At 50.5% G+C, this 16,675-nt stretch carries 16 protein-coding genes; 3 read left to right on the top strand and 13 right to left on the bottom strand.

Features of this window, described 5'->3' with window-relative positions; genetic code table 11:
- Positions 1 to 29: 29 nt before the first annotated feature.
- Positions 30 to 185 (bottom strand): hypothetical protein, encoded by a 156-nt coding sequence (locus SD71_RS24050; RefSeq protein ID WP_161793405.1) that lies wholly within the window; start codon positions 183 to 185, stop codon positions 30 to 32.
- A gap of 446 nt (positions 186 to 631) precedes the next feature.
- Between SD71_RS24050 and SD71_RS15520 the strand changes: the two genes are divergently transcribed.
- Positions 632 to 1,660, top strand: a complete 1,029-nt coding sequence (locus SD71_RS15520; protein WP_041065033.1) for a CapA family protein — start codon at positions 632 to 634, stop codon at positions 1,658 to 1,660.
- Positions 1,661 to 1,669: 9 nt separating this feature from the next.
- Here the strand turns inward: SD71_RS15520 and SD71_RS15525 are convergent, their stop codons facing one another.
- Both SD71_RS15525 and SD71_RS15530 read right to left on the bottom strand, forming a co-directional pair.
- The gene (locus SD71_RS15525) at positions 1,670 to 2,233 is read right to left on the bottom strand and encodes a class I SAM-dependent methyltransferase (RefSeq protein ID WP_052476302.1); all 564 of its coding nucleotides are present in this window, start codon (positions 2,231 to 2,233) and stop codon (positions 1,670 to 1,672) included.
- Between the two features lie 62 nt (positions 2,234 to 2,295).
- On the bottom strand, positions 2,296 to 2,655 hold the full coding sequence (locus SD71_RS15530; protein ID WP_041065036.1) for a hypothetical protein: 360 nt from the start codon (positions 2,653 to 2,655) through the stop codon (positions 2,296 to 2,298).
- Between the two features lie 164 nt (positions 2,656 to 2,819).
- Here SD71_RS15530 and SD71_RS15535 point away from each other — a divergent pair, with 164 nt between their 5' ends.
- Positions 2,820 to 3,083, top strand: a complete 264-nt coding sequence (locus SD71_RS15535) for a hypothetical protein (RefSeq protein ID WP_235427154.1) — start codon at positions 2,820 to 2,822, stop codon at positions 3,081 to 3,083.
- 302 nt (positions 3,084 to 3,385) lie between these two features.
- Complete coding sequence (locus SD71_RS15540; RefSeq protein WP_082034282.1) at positions 3,386 to 4,306, top strand: transposase; 921 nt, start codon at positions 3,386 to 3,388, stop codon at positions 4,304 to 4,306.
- Positions 4,307 to 4,614: 308 nt separating this feature from the next.
- Here SD71_RS15540 and SD71_RS15550 read toward each other — a convergent pair whose 3' ends face one another.
- From SD71_RS15550 to SD71_RS15595, 10 genes are all read right to left on the bottom strand, one after another.
- A complete protein-coding gene (locus SD71_RS15550; protein ID WP_041065040.1) occupies positions 4,615 to 4,962 on the bottom strand; it encodes a DUF3291 domain-containing protein in 348 nt (115 codons plus the stop codon).
- Between the two features lie 24 nt (positions 4,963 to 4,986).
- A complete protein-coding gene (locus SD71_RS15555; protein ID WP_041065043.1) occupies positions 4,987 to 5,562 on the bottom strand; it encodes a nitroreductase family protein in 576 nt (191 codons plus the stop codon).
- Positions 5,563 to 5,599: 37 nt separating this feature from the next.
- The gene (locus SD71_RS15560; RefSeq protein ID WP_052476304.1) at positions 5,600 to 6,553 is read right to left on the bottom strand and encodes an RluA family pseudouridine synthase; all 954 of its coding nucleotides are present in this window, start codon (positions 6,551 to 6,553) and stop codon (positions 5,600 to 5,602) included.
- A 139-nt stretch (positions 6,554 to 6,692) separates the two neighbouring features.
- Positions 6,693 to 9,689, bottom strand: coding sequence for a beta-phosphoglucomutase (gene pgmB, locus SD71_RS15565; RefSeq protein ID WP_041065046.1), 2,997 nt, complete (start codon positions 9,687 to 9,689; stop codon positions 6,693 to 6,695).
- A 31-nt stretch (positions 9,690 to 9,720) separates the two neighbouring features.
- Positions 9,721 to 10,815, bottom strand: coding sequence for a carbohydrate ABC transporter permease (locus tag SD71_RS15570; RefSeq protein WP_041065050.1), 1,095 nt, complete (start codon positions 10,813 to 10,815; stop codon positions 9,721 to 9,723).
- Complete coding sequence (locus SD71_RS15575) at positions 10,815 to 11,984, bottom strand: carbohydrate ABC transporter permease (protein WP_235427155.1); 1,170 nt, start codon at positions 11,982 to 11,984, stop codon at positions 10,815 to 10,817. Before SD71_RS15575 ends, SD71_RS15570 begins: the two co-directional genes overlap by 1 nt.
- Before the next feature lie 12 nt (positions 11,985 to 11,996).
- Positions 11,997 to 13,403 carry an ABC transporter substrate-binding protein gene (locus SD71_RS15580; protein ID WP_041065413.1) on the bottom strand — a complete coding sequence of 469 codons (1,407 nt, stop codon included), beginning with the start codon at positions 13,401 to 13,403 and terminating at the stop codon, positions 11,997 to 11,999.
- Positions 13,404 to 14,010: 607 nt separating this feature from the next.
- Positions 14,011 to 15,024 carry a LacI family DNA-binding transcriptional regulator gene (locus SD71_RS15585; protein ID WP_041065053.1) on the bottom strand — a complete coding sequence of 338 codons (1,014 nt, stop codon included), beginning with the start codon at positions 15,022 to 15,024 and terminating at the stop codon, positions 14,011 to 14,013.
- A gap of 150 nt (positions 15,025 to 15,174) precedes the next feature.
- Complete coding sequence (locus SD71_RS15590) at positions 15,175 to 15,984, bottom strand: pyruvate, water dikinase regulatory protein (RefSeq protein ID WP_041065056.1); 810 nt, start codon at positions 15,982 to 15,984, stop codon at positions 15,175 to 15,177.
- An 11-nt stretch (positions 15,985 to 15,995) separates the two neighbouring features.
- A complete protein-coding gene (locus tag SD71_RS15595; protein WP_326998768.1) occupies positions 15,996 to 16,673 on the bottom strand; it encodes a helix-turn-helix transcriptional regulator in 678 nt (225 codons plus the stop codon).
- Positions 16,674 to 16,675 lie beyond the last annotated feature (2 nt).

The following is a 16,675-nucleotide window of genomic DNA, read 5'->3' on the forward strand; positions in this document are numbered from 1 at the left end:
CATTACAGATTCCAAGGTGCTTCGAATCGTTATTCGTCTTGTTTAGACTCCGGATCGCCGGAAGTCTTGACTACATTTTCTATCTCAACGTCGCGCGCAAGATGTCCTTCCGCCTCCGCTCCCGTTTTACCTTTTATCCCTTTATCCGGCACCGGCTTCAATTTCTTTGCATTTTCAGCTGACATATCTATCATTTCCCCCTTGAGTTCATAAGATTTGTGGCTTAGCTCTTTTATTAACCCAAAAACAGGCTCCGCAAGCCGAAATAAACGTAGTAAATTAAGCCAGTAAGAGATTCTAATCTATCGGAAGAGGGTATAGTATAACTAAGTGGGAAGCATCAAACAGCGGAAGAACATGATCCATGTAATTGGGATTAAGGGATCCGAAAGGTTGGTCTACCATGTTAGTTCTAAAACGCAATAGAAGATTGAAATTTTTAAGGCAATTGTTACCCCAGAAACGGTTAGCGGCATAAGAAATATGTGTTGGAAGTGTATTGCTGATTGATGCTTCCCACTGTAAGAGGACCTCGCGGCTCAGCCCGCGGGGTCTTTATCTGTTTAATAGAAAGAGAGATTTTTGTGGTATAGTAAAAATTATGTAAATTTTACCAAAAAGAGGTGAACACATGAGGGTCGTTTATGTAATGTTCATAGCTCTGCTTGTCGCTTTCCCGACAGTCATCGCCGCCGAAAGCCCCACTACAGAACCGAAACAACAACCGGTAACGATCAATTTTGTCGGGGATATACTGCTGGATAACGAAGTAGATTCATACATCAGGAAAAATGGCGTCGACTACCCCTTCAAAGGAACATCAAGCGTGCTTCAGAATGCGGATATTACTTTCGGCAATTTGGAAACCTCAGTTTCCACCCGGGGCAAGCCGGCGGTGAAGCAATATACGTTCCGTTCCCGCCCTGAAACTCTTCAGAGCCTGGTGAATGCTGGCTTTGATGGCGTGAGCCTCGCTAACAATCATACTTTGGATTATGGAATCACCGCTCTGGAGGATACGATGAGCCACCTCCGCAAATACGAGCTCGGGTTTACAGGCGCCGGAAGCAAACAGGATGAGGCTTTCCAGCCTTTTGTTAAAGAGGTCCGCGGCAATAAGGTTGCCATTCTCGGAATCAGCAGGGTGCTGCCGGATGCAAACTGGTATGCAGGAAAGAATAAGCCGGGCATCGCCCAAGGTTATTCGATGGAACCCATGATGACTTACATCAAGAAAGCAGTGAAACAATCGGATTACACGATCATTTACATTCACTGGAGTAAAGAGAGAACCGATTATCCCGAAGCTTACGCCAGGAAATATGCAAGAGCGTTTATCGACGCCGGGGTTGATGCGGTGATCGGGGCGCACAGCCACTCTTTGCACGGCATCGAATGGTACAAAAACAAGCCCATCTTCTATTCGCTTGGCAATTTCGTGTTTACGTCGAAGGCGGAGATGAGCAAGTCCTCTATGATCGTGCAGCTTACTTTGTCCGGGAATACCGCGGCCGCTAAAGTTGTGCCGGCTCGAATCGTGAACACTCAGCCGCGGCTCATGGACAACAATTACAACAAACAAACATATGCGAAATTAAATCGAATATCGTTTAATGCAGCGGTAGAACCAGATGGGACAGTTATTCAGAAGTTACGTTGAGACGCGCAGTTATTTGACGGCTTCATAAATACGCATAGGCGGTACGTTCCACAGGAAATATTCATCGTTAACCGTATCGAATATGTTCCTTATATGATTATAGAGGTGGCGGTCTTTCTGGTAGAAGGTCTGGTAGGGCAGGAACTTGCCTCCTTCTCGCAGGATGCCGTATGTTTGGCGCACGATTTCGTTTCGCATTTGGTCGTTGAAAAAGGAAAACGGGATTCCCGACAACACGTAATCGGCGCCGTCTGCGGATACACGGAGAACGATATCCGCGACTTTCTCGGCGCTGTCGTGGTAAATATGTACGCGGTCGTCGCTGAATGTCTGACGTAACACATCGACGAAATTAGGGTTCCTCTCGATCAGTATCACATTGGAGCCCGGCGTCATATTTTGCAGAATATAGTTGGTAAAAATACCTGTAGCCGGACCATATTCGACGTACACATTGTCTTTGGAAAAATCGATTTTGCTGCATACTTTTCTTACGCCGGATGCGGATGTCGGCATGATCGACGCAATATGCTTATCTTTGATCACATTCCGTAAATACACAAAATGAGCCACCGGATTCTTCCCTTCTTTTCCTGTTCAAGTTTCCCATTTATTGTTAACCGGAAGCGCCGGTGTTATTCCGGTTTGTGAGAGCCCCGCCAAGCCTGGGGGTTACGGTAAAACTCGATCATATCCACAAAAGTAACCCGAAATTGCTGCATCACGGCGTCAAGCGGATGGATTCGGCCATGCCCGTCCTCTTTTAATGCAAATACAATGTCGTGCCGCAGAACATCCATTGCGATTTTGCCGATGAACTGGTGCTCGTACTCCGCGTATTTCTTCTTGAACTCGTCAGTAAACTCCAACAATTCAGCATAAGAACGCTCCGCCAAAGCGTTTACCAGCGTGATCTCTGTGCCGTCTCTGTGAACCACCGTATAATAATTGCCGCGCTCATCCTTGATCAGGTCCTTCAACAATTCAATTTCCAACGTCAGCTTCTCCTTTCGCAACCCATGTTTTGGGACATCTTATCTTGTGTATTTTACAAATAGCCTTATTCAGACGCTTGGCTGCAATACAGCCATTATTAACCGGAGGTGCGTGAGCAGATGAATAAATTGTTGAAATGGGTGTCTTTTGGCGTTGAAGCTTCTTGGCCATTCCTCTTCTCGGGGGAGCAATTATCCTTGCGAATGGCTGGACACCGCTGCTTATTACGGGTATATTGCATGCGGCAGCTATTGTTTTCCTGCTGATGAGCAAACGGATGGTCATCACGGGCAACCTTGTCGGGCTCGCCAGTGCGCTGCTTGGAGTGATTCCTTTTGTGGGCTGGCTTCTGCATTTGGTGGCCGCCATCATATTGTTTATTGAAGCCATCTACATGCTTGTTAACAGACCTGTGCGTTCGCGGTAATTTTTTTTCTGTAAAGCAATTTGGGGTCGTGATCACTGGACCTTAGCGGGCCTTAGGCCCGCTTTTTTACCCTTGCTTGGCCAACGGGAGCCACTCAAGGATTACGTTAGTTGTCGCCTTTTCACGATATCCCCTCCATTCAGGAGCCTATCTCCCACCACACCTTTTGACGATATCCCCTCCATTCAGGACCTTCCGCTGTCTGCCACCAATCAAGACATTTTTAACAAATTTAGATTGAAATAGGAACATACGTTTGGTAAAATAAGGAGAACATACATTCGGGTGTGAGGTACGTTAACATGTCGGTGGATGCGGTAAGTTTTGAGTCGTTTTGCAGCAGGTTTGCAACGGAAAAAGATTGTGTTCTAGCGTTGTATCAGGCTAAATGGCCAAACGGTTTTTGCTGTCCGCGCTGCCGGCACCCATACGCATATGTCATCTCCACTCGCAGACTGCCGCTCTATGAGTGTCAAGCTTGCAAGTCGCAAACCTCACTCATCTCGGGCACTCTGATGGAGGGCAGCCGCACGCAGTTGCGGCTTTGGTTTCAAGCGATCTACCTTCATACGCGGCCGGCTGGCATCAATGCACTGCAGCTATCACGAATTATCGGTGTTACATACAAGACAGCATGGTTGATCTGTCATAAAATTCGCCATGCTATGAGCTTGACAGAACGTGACCAGCTGTTGAGTGGTATCGTTTCTCTCTCTGACGCTGTGTATTGCGACCGTCCTGTACCTTCCTTGGAATGGCATAAACAGGAACAACCTTTGATCATCGGAGCTTCGGGCGAACCAACAGGGAAGGTCGTCCGCATTAAAATAAAGAAACAAAACAAAGTCCCATTAAAAAACCGATATGATTGCCCAGATCAAGAAATCTTTATCCGTGAAAATATTGACCCGACCGCGCAAGTGCGGAGAATAGTGAAGCGAAGAATCGGCCGGCAGCGTAACCTTGCGTTAGTCCGACTTTGCCTTGACGCTGAGAGTTTTCTTGGACACACTTTTCGGGGTATTGGACCAAAACACTTACAGGTATACCTTGACCAATATTGCTATATCTGGAACCGTCACAAACAAGCTGTATTTTCGGAATTATTACAGGCTTGCGCCACTACCCGAACGATCACATACCCCCAGTTAACAGGCTCTACCCTCATACGTTCCTCCCGGCCTAAACGACAATATAAAGTGGGCTCAAGCCTGGCTGGATAGATTTTATACCCTGAAACCTCGTCCGTTAGGATAATTGAGGTCTGTCCTTACCTGCCTAGCTGGCCTGTATGCTCCAGCTCCGCGTCCCCTTAGCGAATCGGATATCGACAAAAGAGTGTGAACTGCCTGCTTTGTCCCCTGAGTAGACGGGATATCGACAAAAGAGTATAAACTGCATACCTTGTCCCCCGAGCCGACGGGATCATCGTGAAAGGGGAGCACATACACAATATGAAAAACCTCCAGCTCCTCTGCTAGAGTGAACTGGAGGCGGTAGACTTTCTCGTTATTTCCAGGCCATGCCAGAGTCAACCTAACTTCTCTATTCTGCCGTAGTGTTTGTGGAGGCGTTCCTTACTTTCGCTCCAGCTGGGGATACGGTCAGACTCCCAGTTAATCTTCTCCAAATCATCGGCAATCTTCCGCGATATTCGCATAGCTTCAAGGTGGTTGCCTCTGTTTCTAAATTCGGTCATACACTCTTTGTTCTCCCATACGGTGAGTGTCCAGAATGTCGTCCAGTCTTCTTTATAGAAGGATGAATGGATCAAGCCGTTTGCATTTTTCGCTTGGCGTATGGACTTCATTGTGTGCAAGAAAAACTTAGGAAGCATGCGTTTGCCTTTTAACCGCAGTCTTGTAACGGAAATGAACATACACAAAACCTCCGCGAACTGGTTTTATTGTTCGATCCACACCGTCTTTGCGGACGCCGGGGTACGCTTGGCAGTTGGAGCTTGCATGTCGGGATAACCGATAAAAATCAGGCCGACGACCTGCGCGTGATCTTCCAACTGTAACGCCTTCTTCATCGCGGGATCGTACGCAGGGACACCCGTGCGCCATACGCCTCCGAGCCCTTCTGCGTGTGCGGTAAGCAGCAAATTCTGCACGGCGGCGTGCACAGCGGCCAATTCCTCAGCCAAGACGGCCTTCGGCGAATCCGACGGCACGCAGGCCGCCGCAATGACCACCGGCGAGCGGAACGCTTTGGCCATTTCTTTGCGCCGGCGTTCCTCCTGCTCCGATTCCGGCAATGCCGCGATCGCATCCGCCGCACATTCCACATAAACTTGCCCTAATGTTCGTCTGCCTTCCCCAGTCATCACAATAAATTTCCATGGCTCCGTATGATGATGGTTAGGCGCCCATATTGCAGCGTCAAGCAGCTTTTCCACCAGCTCTTTCGGTACCGGGTCGTCCTTCACTTTCCCAATGCTCCGACGACCGCGTATTACTTCCTCAATTCCAGTCACGCTTAATTTCCCCTCTCTTTTTTACAGGTGATTATGATTATGGCAAAGACAAGCCGATGCGTTCCAATGTGGACTGCATTAATGACGGCAGCGGCGCACGGAATTCGCGGTCGTCCGGCATGACGATCCGCCAGGCGTGAAGGAGCTGATGGTTCAGTTCACCCAATCTGTGCCCGCCGTATTTGATATCCCCGAGCAGCGGATGTCCGATGCTTTGAAAATGGGTGCGAATCTGATGCGTGCGGCCGCTGACGAGCTCGACTTCCACCAATGAGTATGAGCTGCCGGTTTGCAGCACCCGGTATTTCGTTACAGCGGACTTCGCTTGCTCCACTCCGCCGTGACGCTCGGCATCCCCCGCATTTTTCACAACGTGCGTGCGGTTTTTCTTTTCGTCCCGGATGAGATCGGCGGACAAAGTCCCATCTCCCGCCAGTTGTCCTTCCACTATCGTCACATAATATTTTTCCATCTCATGCTTCTGAATCCATTGATTGAGTTGATGCAGCATGCCTGCCGTTTTCCCCACCAGCACAAGACCGCTTGTGTTGCGATCCAGCCGGTTGGCGGTAGCCGGCATGAACATCGGACTGTCAAGTTCACCATTGCGGTACAGATAGGCGTGAACCCGGTTGACGAGCGTGTCTTTTTGATCCGGTTGATCCGGGTGAGTAAGCATTCCGACGGGCTTATGTACGACGAGCAGTTCGTTATCTTCGAAGACGACGTCAATGTTCGCATTGACCCCGACATACTTGACCTTTTTCTGGCCGATGCTTGCTTCTTTATATGCTTCCTCTTCCACATAGAGAATCAGTTCGTCACCGGCAGCCAGTTCATAATTTTGATTTTTGCGTTTGCCATTGACCTTTACTTTGCCTTGGTCGATCATTTTATAAATTTGTCCCAGAGGGATGTTAGGCATCAAGTTGCGCAGGAACCGGTGCAGCCTTTTGCCGCTCTCCGACGGAGTGACTTTGCGAGTAATCATGGTTTAAGCTCCTCTGGCTCATTCTCTGGCGAAATAGGATATCTTGATTATAGTTCCCGGAACAACAATTGTAAAAATAGCCCGAGCCGGCCGCGGGGTCTCATGAACCCCCTGGTCGACACGGGCTTTTTGGCGGGTGTTATTTGGCCATCTGCTGCTCCAACATTTCCAGATTAATGATCGAAGGATCTTCTACGACGACATCCGCGTTGCTCAGCAGCCTAGGATCGCCGACGCCGATTGCATCCATATTCGCCGCTTTAATGGCTTCGATTCCTGCGGCGGCATCCTCGATGCCGATGCAGTTTGTCGGTTCCACATCGAGCTGTTCGGCGGCAGCCAGGAAAATCTCCGGATCCGGTTTCCCTTTGGCTAACGAATTCGGATCCACAACGACATCAAAAAACGGCTCAATTTCTAGCTTTCTAAGAACGGTCACCGCATTCTTACTGGCGGAGGCGACCGCCATCTTGACGTTGCTCGCTCGCAGCTCTTCCAGTAACGGCCGGATTCCCGGGAGCAGGTCGTTCGGAGTAATTCGCTCAATCAACGCTTTATATTTTTCGTTTTTTTCGGCGGCAAGCACCTGCTTCTGCTCTGTCGTGAAATTGGCGGCGGATGGCCCGAGCAGGATATCCAGTGATTCCATGCGTCCGATGCCTTTAAGCTGCTCATTCGTTTCCCGATCGAACACCACGCCCAAATCGTCAGCCAGCTCTTTCCACGCCAAGTAATGATACTCGGCTGTATCAGTTATGACCCCGTCCAAGTCGAAAATGACGGCCTCCAGCCTTTTTTTCGTAGAAATCTCTGAAGATTCACCCGGTATCAGATGAACCGTTGTGCGGCCGTGCAGGATTTCCAATGGCGCGCCGCGCAACAGCCGGTAGGTGACGTTGTCTGGCGAAACATGGATGTCAATGAGCCGTTCCCGGTAAGAAATTTTGAACTGATAGCTATCCCAATGCTTAGGCAGCAGCGGTTTGAAATGAAGCTTGCCTTCGTAATCCCTCATTCCCCCGAAGCCATTGACAATCGACAACCAGGAGCCTGCCATCGACGCTGTGTGCAGGCCGTCCTCCACATTGCCGTTAATATCATCCAGGTCCATGCGCACCGTTCGGATGAAGTAATCGTACGCTTTGTCCGCGAAGCCGATTTCGGCGGCCACAATGCTGTGAATACAAGGGGACAACGAGGAATCATGGGTCGTGATAGCCTCGTAATAATTGTAATTCCGGATTTTATCCGCCAGTGAGAACCGGTGCCCCTGCAGGAACAAGGCAAGAACGACGTCCGCTTGCTTCAACACCTGGTGGCGGTAGATCACCAAAGGGTGATAGTGCAGCAAAAGCGGATACTTGTCATCAGGCGTGTTCTCAAAATCCCACTTCTCTTTCATGAGGAAGCCGTCATCTTGCTCGATAATGCCAAGCTCCTCGTTCCGGGGGATGAACATCTCACCAGCTGCGCGCCGCCATGCTTCAGGCTCTTCTTCAGACAACACGATCGCAGCGGCCAGAGCCGCAAACTCCTTCGGATGATGCTGCTTCATCCATTCCGAGGTCCGATAAGCAAACTCCATATGGTCTTTGGCCATCACGTTCGTATATGCATTGTTGTCGACAATGGCGGTATATTCATCCGGACCGGTCACGGCGGTGATGCAGAATTTTCCGTCGCGTGCAGGATTGTGATAACCGAGATCCGCCCAGAAGCGCGCCGTTTCAAAAAGCATTTCTGCGCCGTGTTTCGCCATGAACGAATGGTCCCCGGTTGCCTCGTAATATCTTTTTAATCCGTTAATGATGTCTGCATTGATGTGAACTTGCGCCGTTCCCGCAGGGAAAAAAGCCGAGGTCTCTTCCCCGTTGATCGTCCGCCATGGGTACAACGCGCCTTTCTGAGACATCACCTCCGCTCGCTCGCGGGCTTTGTCCAACGTGTTGTAACGATACGCCAGCAGATCCTTGGCAATTGTCGGTGTCGTATAGATAAAGAACGGCAGCACGAAAGTTTCGGTATCCCAGAAATAGTGCCCCTCATACCCTTCGCCGGTCAGCCCTTTGGCTCCGATGTTCGTTTTACCGTCACGCCCGGTGGATTGAAGCAGCTGGTACATGTTGTAGCGTATGCCTTGTTGAAGCGCCTTGTCGCCCTCAATTTTCACATCCGTCCGGCTCCAGAAGTCGTCGAGAAAATTTTTCTGTTCCGCGAGCAGCGCGTCGTACCCTTGCTCCAACGCTTCATCCAGAAGCTGCATCGCACGGTCGGCAAGCTCCGGCTCAGGACAGTCCTTGGAGCTGAAATAAACCATGTATTTCGTAAAATAGATCGGCTGACCGGCAGTGACCGGAACCTGGTAGCCAACGGACGCGCTCTGTCCTTCCGTGCTGCCGATAGGCATGAATTTGCGATCGGACAGGACAGACTGCGCAGTGGCAGCGACAAGAGCGAAGCCGGTGTTTTTCGTGCGCTGCCGGATCCATGTGCGTTCCCCTTGTGTATGTACCTCCTCGGTGCGCAGTACTTGCCCGGAGAAGCCTGCTCCTACACGCGGATCGTCTGCAGCGGCCTGATTCTTTACCTCGCCGTTAATGGACGAAGTGATGGACACACTGCCTTGGAAATTGAGGGCGGTTATTTCGCATTGAATGGCTGCGAGGTGCTTGTGTGCAAGGCACACGAACCGGCGAAAAACGATACGGACTTGTTTGCCTGTCTTGGACTCCCAATCCACTGTACGGGTGAGCACACCCGTGCGCATATCGAGCTCTCGATTATAGGCGAGCACCTTGCCTGTATGGAGACTGAACAGCTCGCCATCCACTTCGATTCGAATGATTCGGGTGTTCGCCACGTTGAGCATCGTTTGGCTCTGCTTGGCGTAGCCATATGCCCCTTCCGGGTATACAATCGGCTCCGAGTCATAGAAGCCGTTGAGATAAGTACCGTTCACGCCGTTCAGGACCTGCTGCTCGTCGTTCTCCTCAAAGCCGCCCCGCATGCCGATGTAGCCGTTTCCTACTGTAAATATCGTTTCGTTCCGCTGCCGGTGCTGCTCTTCGAACGATTCCTCGACTACTTGCCACTCGTCGAGCGGGTAAATCGAGGGCGGTGCCACAAAAGGTTTCATCCTGATCCCTCTTCACGTTTTTTCTTATAGCTTATCCTTTAACCGAACCGCCCAATAGACCGCGAACAAAGTATTTCTGCAAACCGAAGAATACGGCGAGCGGCATCAGCATCGAAACGAACGCGGCAGCGGTCAGCAAATGCCAGTCATTGCCCCGCGTACCCACCATATCGGCGATTTTCATCGACAGCACCTGCACATCCGGCTGGTTACCGATAAAGATAAGGGCCACCAGGTAGTCGTTCCATACCCAGAGAAACTGAAAGATGCTGATCGACGCGATGGACGGCACCGATAACGGAAGAATTAACCGTGTGAAAATGGTAAAGTTGGACGCCCCATCCATAAAAGCGGACTCGAACAGGTCTCTCGGCAGCTGGCTGATGTATGAGTACATAAAATACGTGGCGAGCGGCAGACCGAATCCGGCATGAGCAAGCCAGATCCCGAGGAAGGTTCCGTTTAAACCCAGCGCGGTATAGTCTCTCAAAATCGGAATCATAGCGATTTGAAGCGGAACGACCAGCAGCATGATCACGATCACGAACATCGTTTTCCGGAGCGGGAAACGGAGCCACGCGAAAGCGTACGCTGCAAAAGTCGCGATGAGGATCGGGATGATCGTGGCCGGAATGGAGACGACGAGCGTGTTTATGAACGCCTGGGACATTCCATTCCCTTTTTTGGTTTTTACCGTGCCATCGGTGTCCTTGATTTCGTAGGTCTTACCTGTAAGGACTCCCTTATAATTTTCAGCTGTAAATTCCGTATTCATTATCCATCCCGGTTCAAGGACATCAATGGTCCGTGCGCGTCGGTTCTGCCACATGAATGTCGTACCGTCGGCAGACTTCACACCCTCCCGAAGTTGATCGTCGCTGAAAGTTTGACCGTTTACTTCGATCGGCTGCCTCAGGTCGGTATCCTTCGGAAGCTGAATTTGGTCCTTGGCCACATTCTCCTTATGCGGCAGCACCGTCCACCAGCCGGTCTTGAGAATTTCTGTAGCCGGCCGGAAGGACGAGACAAACAATCCGACGGTGGGAATCAGCCAGATCAGACAAATGACGGCCAGTACAACGTTCACAACGGTTTTGGATCCGGCTCTACTTGATCTGCGTCTCATCAAAATCCCCCCTGTTTGCGAATCTGCCTCAAATTAAATACGATGACGGGAATGACGGCGATGAGCAGAATCATAGCGAGCGTGGATCCGTAACCATTGTTCTGGTACATGAAAAGCTGACGATAGAACTGCGTTGCCACAACATCCGTGTTATACTGACCGCCCGTCATAATCATAACAACATCGAAAATTTTAAGCGTAAATACAACGATCGTTGTCGACACGGACAAAATGGTGGTCATGATGAACGGGATGATAATGCGAAAGAAAATTCGAATTTCCCCCGCGCCATCGACCCTGGCGGCCTCCAGAATATCGTCCGGCACCCCTTTGAGAGCGGCTGAAAATATAACCATGGCAAAACCGGTTTGCATCCAAATCAGAATGGCGATCAGAAATAAGTTATTCCACGGCTGCGTCATGCTTGTCCAGGCTTGAGGTTCTCCGCCCAAGGCAACTACAATGGCGTTCAGCAGACCGACTTGTTCGTCTCCGGGTTGATAATAGTAAATAAATTTCCAGATTACTCCGGCAGCGACAAAAGAGATGGCCATCGGCAAAAAGATAATCACTTTAGCGGTTCGCTCGAAGCTGCTTCGATCAGCCAGAACGGCGATCAACAAGCCGAGCACGATGCAGGCGGTAGCTCCAAATACTACCCAAAGCAGGTTATTGCGCAGTGCCGTGATAAGAAGCCGGTCGGTAAAAACCGCGGCGTAGTTGGCGAATCCGACGAATTCGGTAGATGCTGCATTCTGAAAACTCATAATGAGCGTCCGGACTGTTGGAATGAGCAGCAGCCAGCTCAAGAGCAGAAATGCCGGACCTACGAAAAGAAACGGCTGAATGCGTCTCCTCCATACATCCGAATATAGTTCGACAACCCAGTTCAAAGACCAGTACATAAAATACACTCCGAATACGCCCCATAGAATGGCGAGCACGGCATAAACAATGGAATTCAATTCGCTGTCCCGAAGAAATATGAAGATCCCCGTATGACCCGCAACGTTAATCGCCGGCACCAATATACTAAATAGTATTTTGAGGACCGTACTCTGTTTGGCAGCGGAGGCAATCATCGTGTCCCACTCTCCTTCCATAAAAAAAACCGGAGGGCAGCAGCCGTTGCCCGGGTTGCCCTCCGTCTTCGTGTTTGCTAATCGCATCCCTGTTATCTCTTACTTCGGCCAACCTTTTTGGATCTCAGCGAGCGCTGTATCCAAGTCAACTGTGCCGCTTACGTAGTCCGTCATACCTTTCCAGAATGTTCCGGCTCCAACGGCGCCAGGCATCAGGTCCGAACCGTCAAAACGGATTGTCGTAGCATTCTTGACCAATTCTGCCATGCGGCGCTCAACATCTGTCGTGTACCAGGACGGGTCTGCATCGTTCATAGGAGCGATTACGCCGCCGGACTGGATCCAAGTTTTGATGGATTCGCCCGTGGTGAAGAACTCCATTACAGCCCGTACTTCAGGACGGTCGTTAAACATTGCATAGATGTCGCCTGCAACCAGTGCCGGTTGACCGTATGCCGGATCGATCGGCGGCAATGGGAACCAATCGTAATCTTCGCCTGCTTTCAATCCTTGCGGGAAGAATGTGGTGATGAAGCTTGCTTGACGGTGCAGCCAAGCTTTCGGAGGATTTTCGAACATGACCTTCGGTGTATCACCAAATGCTGTGGATACGATGGATTTCGTGCCGCCGTATACATAATCTTTGTTCAACCAAATTTCAGCCATCTTCTCGGCTGCTTTTTTGACGACCGGATCCGTGAATGGAAGCTCGCCTTTTACCCATTTGTCGTAGTTTTCCGGAGTCGTCGTACGGAGCATGATATCTTCCATCCAGTCGGTAGCCGGCCAACCGGTTGCCGTACCACTTTCGATTCCGATCGCCCAAGCCGGATCGCCGTCTTTAGCGATTTGCTCGGTCAGCGCCATCATTTCGTCCCATGTTTTCGGAACGGTGTAGCCGGCTTCCTCGAACGCTTTTTTCGGATACCACACAAGGCTCTTCACGCTGCTGCGAGCCCAGACTCCGGCCATAATCGGGCCGTTAGGACCTTGCATCGAGGCCATGTCGAGCCAGCTCTGATTGTATTTTTCTTTCATTTTGTCGGCGCTAATGAAGCTCGAGACATCGATGACTTTCCCTTTTTGAACGAGGTTGTTCAGAAGGCCCGGCTGCGGGAAGTCGGCGATGTCCGGCGCGTTGCCGCCTTCTACGCGAACGGATACCGTAGCTTCGAACTCTTTGGAGCCTTCATACTTAATATCGATTCCGGATTTCTGTTCGAAGTCTTTGATTGCTTCTTCGAATTTCACTTGGTCGGCATCGGTGAAAGGACCGAACATCGTTACTGTCGTTCCTTTGTACTTGCCGGCCAGCGCTTCCTCCAACGCGCTGCCGCTTGCCGGTGCGCTGCTGCTCGGAGCAGGAGTGCTGGCACTCGCTGATGGAGTTGGAGAAGGCTCGCTTGAGCTCGAAGGAGAGCTCTCGGCGTTGTTCTTACCGCATGCGGAGATGATTAAGGCGAATACCAGAATAAGTACCGTAACCAGACTGCTCGTTTTATTCATTTTTTTCAATCGATTCAGCCCCTTTGATAAAATGTTGTTTTCTCACTCTCTTGCTATGCATCCGCTTACATAACTCCGAAATGATTCCCGAACTTCACCTCCTCTAATGAATGTAAAGTTACACCCGTACTAAGTCGTCCCGCCTCGCGTGGCGGTTAAACCGTCTTACACGAGCGGATCCGCTTGCCAACTCTTCTGTTTCTCTGTGCGCGCATCGCATGGTGGGTTTACTGGAACATCCACACTTTTGTGTTACTGCTCGGGCTGTAAGGCGGCTAAGCCGTCTTACAGAAGATATTTCTCCGGCGGCTCCTGCTGCAAGGCGGCTAAACCGTCTTACACGAGCAGATCCGCTTGTCAATTGTGCTGTAAGGCGGCTAAGCCGTCTTACACGAGCGGAACCGCTTGCCAGTTTGTGCTGTAGGGCCGGCAACCGGACTTACACGCCTAAAGCTTCCTTCTACTTTGTGCTCTAAGGCAGCAAACCGGCCTTACACGCCGAAAGCGTCCTGCTACTCTGTGCTGCAAGGCCGGTAACCGGCCTTACCGGGCCGCCCGCGCGTTGCATCAACCAATCGCCTATGAAAAGCTTTTCACAGATCGCAAATTAACGATTGAGCCTGCGGGTTGATGCCCTTTCAATCACTTCATGGGGCAGATACTCTCGCAATACCGGATCTTCTTGTTGTTCAATGATCGCATTGAGCTTTTCCACTGACCGGTAGCCGATCTCGTACGTGGGCTGTGCGACTGTGGTGAGTTTGGGTACCGTGAGCTTCGCAAGCCTGATGTTATCGAAGCCGATGACGGATATTTGTTCCGGAACCTTGATGCCTTGCTCGTTCAAGTAGCAGAGCAGACCGATCGCAAGCTCGTCGGAGACTGTGAATACTGCGCTCAAATCCGGACATTTCGATAACAAGGTGGAGGCTGCTGCGTCCGGCGTCTCGTAAGTCCAGCCTTCCACAAACACGACGTTGTCCTTACACTCTTCAAGATCATGCTCTCGCAGCGCCCTTACGAACCCGTGGTATCGGGTCCATCCGGCAATCCCGTCGGTTAACTCAAAAGCGATCATACCGATCTTGCGGTGTCCCGAATCGATCAGAAACTTAACAGCGTCATATGCCGCCTGTTCGTCGTTGATTTTCACAGATGGCAGATCGTATTCCATCGAATGAGTCGACACAAGGACAATAGGCATGCGAAGGCGCTGCAATTCATGATAATAATCCGGAAACACGGGATCGCTGGTGTACAGAATGCCGTCAATCTGCTTCTCGTAGAAATTGTTCAGGTAGGAAAATAAGCGTTTCTTGTCGCGGTCGGTGTTGCAAATGATGAGGCTGTATCCGAGCTTCTTCGAGGCATCCTCCATTCCGCGGATGATGTCCGCATAATATGGATTCCGAATATCCGGGATGATAACGCCAATGGTGTTGGTTTTCTTGTAAATTAATCCTCGTGCCAATGCATTAGGTTTGTATTTCAGCTTGTCGATGGCATCGAGAACACGGACCTTCTTGCTCTCCACTACCGAATCGGGGGAATTCATTACGCGGGAAACCGTGCTGATCGAGACGTTAGCCAGCTTGGCAACATCTTTAATTGTTGGTTTCATTTGTTGTGGACCTTTCTTTTTGAAAACCTTTTCATAATCTTACCAATATGGTACCGCTTACATAAATCGGTGTCAATAGCGCTTTATCAAAAAACAGTCCCGCGGCAGAATCTGGTTCATTCTGTGCGGGACTGCATGTTTATTAAGAAGTTATGGAGCCAACATTTCCATTATGAGGCCGGCGGTTTCTTCAATGGCTTTCTCCGAAATGTCGATCACGGGACAATTCAATCGGTCCATAATTTCCGCGGCGAAACGTATTTCTTTTTCAATCCGCTCCAAGGAAGCATAATGCGCTTGGCTCGGCAAGCCTAATGCTTTCAGCCGCTCCGTCCGGATCCTGAGCAATCTCTCGGGCTGCATCGTCAATCCGATAACAAGCGGATTAGATAATTCGAATAATTCCTTCGGAGGTTTGACTTCGATGGTGAGCGGATAGTTCGCTGTTTTGATGCCTTTGTGAGCCAGATAGATGCTGACAGGAGTCTTCGAGGTGCGAGAGACGCCTACCAATACGACTTGTGCCTGAAGCAGACCTTTCGCGTCTTTGCCGTCGTCGTATTTGACCGCAAACTCTATCGCTTCAATTTTACGGTAATAATTCTCGTCCATTTCATGGAGCAGCCCGGGCTTGTACTTCGGGGAATCGTTATATGTGTCGATAAAGGCCTGCATCATCGGCCCCATCACGTCCACGGCGCGAACGCCCGCGCGGATCGTCTCTTCGCGCATCGTCTCCCGAAGCTCCGGCTGAACTAACGTGTATGCGATGAATCCGCCGGCTGCCGCAGCCTCCGCGATAATAGACCGGATTTCATCTTCGTGCTTGATGTTGCCGTACCTCCGAAGCTTAACCTGCTCGGTGGCGAATTGCCGAATGGTCGCTTTGGCCACCGCCTCCGCCGTCTCCCCTACTGCATCCGAGCATACAAAAATAACCTTCTGTCGTTCCTCCGGCATTCCTTTTCCCCCTACTGAGCGATAGCACCCGATGTAAGATCCACCCAAGCCTGCGTCAAACTTGTCTTGGTGATCCGCCCGACGACTTCATATCGATTTCCGTCATCCTGTATTTTAACGACGGGCAGCCCGCCGACATGGTGATGCAGCATTCTTTTCGCCGCTTCCAATACGGAATCCTCCGGCGTAATCGTAACGATTCTAGGAACCCGCGTCATTACCATGCTGATCGGTATGGACGCGGCATTCGGATTGCCCAAAGTGACTTTCAGCAGATCCTTAAGGGAAACCAGTCCAACCAAGCTTCCCTGCTCATCCGTCACTGTAAGCATTCCGACATTTTCCACAAACAAGCTGATAACAGCATCGTTGACGGTCGCACTTTCTTCAATGACAACAGGCCGGTACATCACATCTTTAACCTTCAGACTGAGAAGCTTCTCGTTAAGCTGTCCTTCGGATGTCATCACTTTCCCAAGGAAATAACCGACCTTCGGTTTTGCGTCTATATACCCTAACATGACCAAAACAGACAAGTCCGACCGGATGGTCGGACGGCTGATGCCCAGGTTTTCGGCGATTTGTTCACCGGTGATCGGGCCTTGCTTTTTGATCAGGTCAATGATCGTCAGTTGTCTGGCGGTGAGTTCGATACCCGTTTCCTCCTTCGGGATGGTCGAAAGTTGAATGA

Source organism: Cohnella kolymensis, assembly GCF_000829465.1.
Classification (GTDB): Bacteria; Bacillota; Bacilli; order Paenibacillales; family Paenibacillaceae; genus Cohnella; species Cohnella kolymensis.

What these genes read in the sequence shown, in the direction of transcription:
- SD71_RS24050 (WP_161793405.1), bottom strand. Translation starts at nt 185, where the DNA reads ATGTCAGCTGAAAATGCAAAGAAATTGAAGCCGGTGCCGGATAAAGGG.
- SD71_RS15520 (WP_041065033.1), top strand. Translation starts at nt 632, where the DNA reads ATGAGGGTCGTTTATGTAATGTTCATAGCTCTGCTTGTCGCTTTCCCG.
- SD71_RS15540 (WP_082034282.1), top strand. Translation starts at nt 3,386, where the DNA reads ATGTCGGTGGATGCGGTAAGTTTTGAGTCGTTTTGCAGCAGGTTTGCA.
- SD71_RS15550 (WP_041065040.1), bottom strand. Translation starts at nt 4,962, where the DNA reads ATGTTCATTTCCGTTACAAGACTGCGGTTAAAAGGCAAACGCATGCTT.
- SD71_RS15560 (WP_052476304.1), bottom strand. Translation starts at nt 6,553, where the DNA reads ATGATTACTCGCAAAGTCACTCCGTCGGAGAGCGGCAAAAGGCTGCAC.
- pgmB (WP_041065046.1), bottom strand. Translation starts at nt 9,689, where the DNA reads ATGAAACCTTTTGTGGCACCGCCCTCGATTTACCCGCTCGACGAGTGG.
- SD71_RS15570 (WP_041065050.1), bottom strand. Translation starts at nt 10,815, where the DNA reads ATGAGACGCAGATCAAGTAGAGCCGGATCCAAAACCGTTGTGAACGTT.
- SD71_RS15575 (WP_235427155.1), bottom strand. Translation starts at nt 11,984, where the DNA reads ATGCGATTAGCAAACACGAAGACGGAGGGCAACCCGGGCAACGGCTGC.
- SD71_RS15580 (WP_041065413.1), bottom strand. Translation starts at nt 13,403, where the DNA reads ATGAATAAAACGAGCAGTCTGGTTACGGTACTTATTCTGGTATTCGCC.
- SD71_RS15585 (WP_041065053.1), bottom strand. Translation starts at nt 15,024, where the DNA reads ATGAAACCAACAATTAAAGATGTTGCCAAGCTGGCTAACGTCTCGATC.
- SD71_RS15590 (WP_041065056.1), bottom strand. Translation starts at nt 15,984, where the DNA reads ATGCCGGAGGAACGACAGAAGGTTATTTTTGTATGCTCGGATGCAGTA.